This is a genomic window from Bacteroidota bacterium (assembly GCA_034723125.1).
Classification (GTDB): domain Bacteria; phylum Bacteroidota; class Bacteroidia; order CAILMK01; family JAAYUY01; genus JAYEOP01.
On sequence record JAYEOP010000415.1, the window covers coordinates 1 to 2,222 of the forward strand.

Below are 2,222 nucleotides of genomic sequence, written 5' to 3' on the forward strand. Positions count from 1 at the left end.
AATTAAGAGAAATTTTTGAAAAAATGTATATAAAATCAGGAGACATAAAACAGCAGAAGTTACGGCAGGAGTCATTATACACTCAATTTATTAAAATGGTAAGCAGGCAAGACAAATAGTCCTAAACAAAAATATATGATAACTCCCAAAGGCTCTGAATTTTTTTAAAACTTTAAATCAAATCAAATGAAAATTTTTTTAAGTATCATTATTTTATTAGCTTTATTACCAGTTTCGTTGTTCGCCCAACCAAAATGGAATGAACAAACATCAGGCACAACTAATCATTTATATTCAATTTATTTTTCAAGCAGAATTAATGGCTGGGCTGTTGGTGAAAACGGAACAATTATCCACACAGTCAATAGTGGTAACAATTGGAATGCACAAAGTTCCGGTTTGAATATTCCACTAAACGGACTTTGTTTTACTGATAATCAAAAAGGTTGGATAGTAGCTAATCAGGGAAAAATATTATATACTTTGGATGGCGGAGATAATTGGTCACAACAAAGTTCAGGAACAACAAACAATCTTAACTCTGTTGTTTTTACTGACAGTAACACAGGTTGGGCTGTTGGTATAAACGGAACAATTTTACACACAACAAATGCTGGTACCACATGGACAACACAAACATCTGCCATTGCTCCTTCCGGCAACAGTGTTGATTTTATCAATTCCTACGGTTGGATAGTTGCCGATAACGGGAAAATAATTGCAACAACTAATGGCGGTAATAATTGGTCAACACAAAGTTCAGGAACAGCATTTAATCTATTGGGAGTTTCCTTTGCAGACCAAAATCATGGTATTGCAGTTGGAATAGGTGGAACAATACTAAAAACAGTAAATGCCGGTAACTCTTGGACAAAAATAAATTCAGGAACAACAGATGCACTTTTGAGTGTTCATTTTGTTGATACAAATACAGCTTATGCTATTGGACTAAACGGAATAATTTTATATTCAAATGACGGTGGTTCTAATTGGCAAAGCATGTTATCCGATTTGCCTAGCACTAATTTAAGAGATGTTTTCTTTTACAAAAATAATCCGGGTTGGATTTGTGCAAATAATGGAAAAATATTAAACCTAAACAACTCAGAAACAATTTGTTTGGTTGGCGTTGATACATTAACATATAAATATAAATTGATTTGGGAACAAATTCCCGAGCAAGCAACAGATTATTATAATATTTACAAATTATCAGGAACTAATTATGTAAACATTGGTACAGTATCTTACTTGCAGTTAAGTGAATTTGTTGATTTAAATTCCAAACCAAATAATAAAACCGAAAGGTATAAAATAAGTGCTGTTGATTCTTATGGAAACGAATCATCACTTAGTCCTTATCATGAGCCTATGTTTTTACAAGCCAATCAAGGAGTGCCAGCATCTACTGTCAATCTATTTTGGAATAAATACACAGATGAAAGTGGAGATTATGTTCCCGAGTGGTACTATATTTACAGAGGGTCAAATCCTAATAATATGTACGTATTGGATTCAGTTTCAGGAGCGGGTGCAGCCATGTATTCTGATAATAATGTTTTATCAACTTTTTATTACAGAGTTACTTGCTTCAAACCCTATCCTTGCTATTCTTATGCTAACAGAAGAGGAAATCCGGTTAGTGGACCTTTCTCGCATTCCTTGTCAAATTTAAAGGATTACAATTTACCTGGTATAGATAATCTTGATGTTTATCCAAATGATTTAAAAATAACAAAAAAATCACAAATTGTTGAGTTCAATGTATTTACAAATCTCAACTCATGGGATGTTTCTTCCGGAGAATCGTGGGCATTTACAATAAAAGACTTAGCAAATAAAAAAATTACAGTAACAGTTTCGGAAAATACAAATGATAATTCACGCTCTGCAACAATAACTTTATCAGGCAATGGAGTTGATGACAGACACATTAACTTAACGCAACATGGAGGATTATCAAATATCGAAATAAATAAAAACAATGATGACATATCAGTATTTTTTGATCCAAATACAAAAGCAATAAAAATTTATAATTCCACATTTTTCGAAAATAATTACAGTATAGAATTATTTAATGTTCATGGGCAAAAAGTACATCATTCCAAAATTCACAATTCATCCGCTAAATCAATTAATGTATCAAGTTATAAACCTGGCATTTATTTGCTAAGATTGAGCGGTAGTGAATTTTACAGATTTAAGATATTTATTAGATA

The 2,222-nt window shown here is 32.0% G+C and carries 1 protein-coding gene; it reads left to right on the forward strand.

Annotation, left to right across the window (positions count from 1 at the left end; translation table 11 throughout):
• Positions 1 to 186: 186 nt before the first annotated feature.
• The coding region (locus U9R42_11035) for a YCF48-related protein (protein MEA3496560.1) at positions 187 to 2,222 on the forward strand (2,036 nt) is incomplete at its 3' end.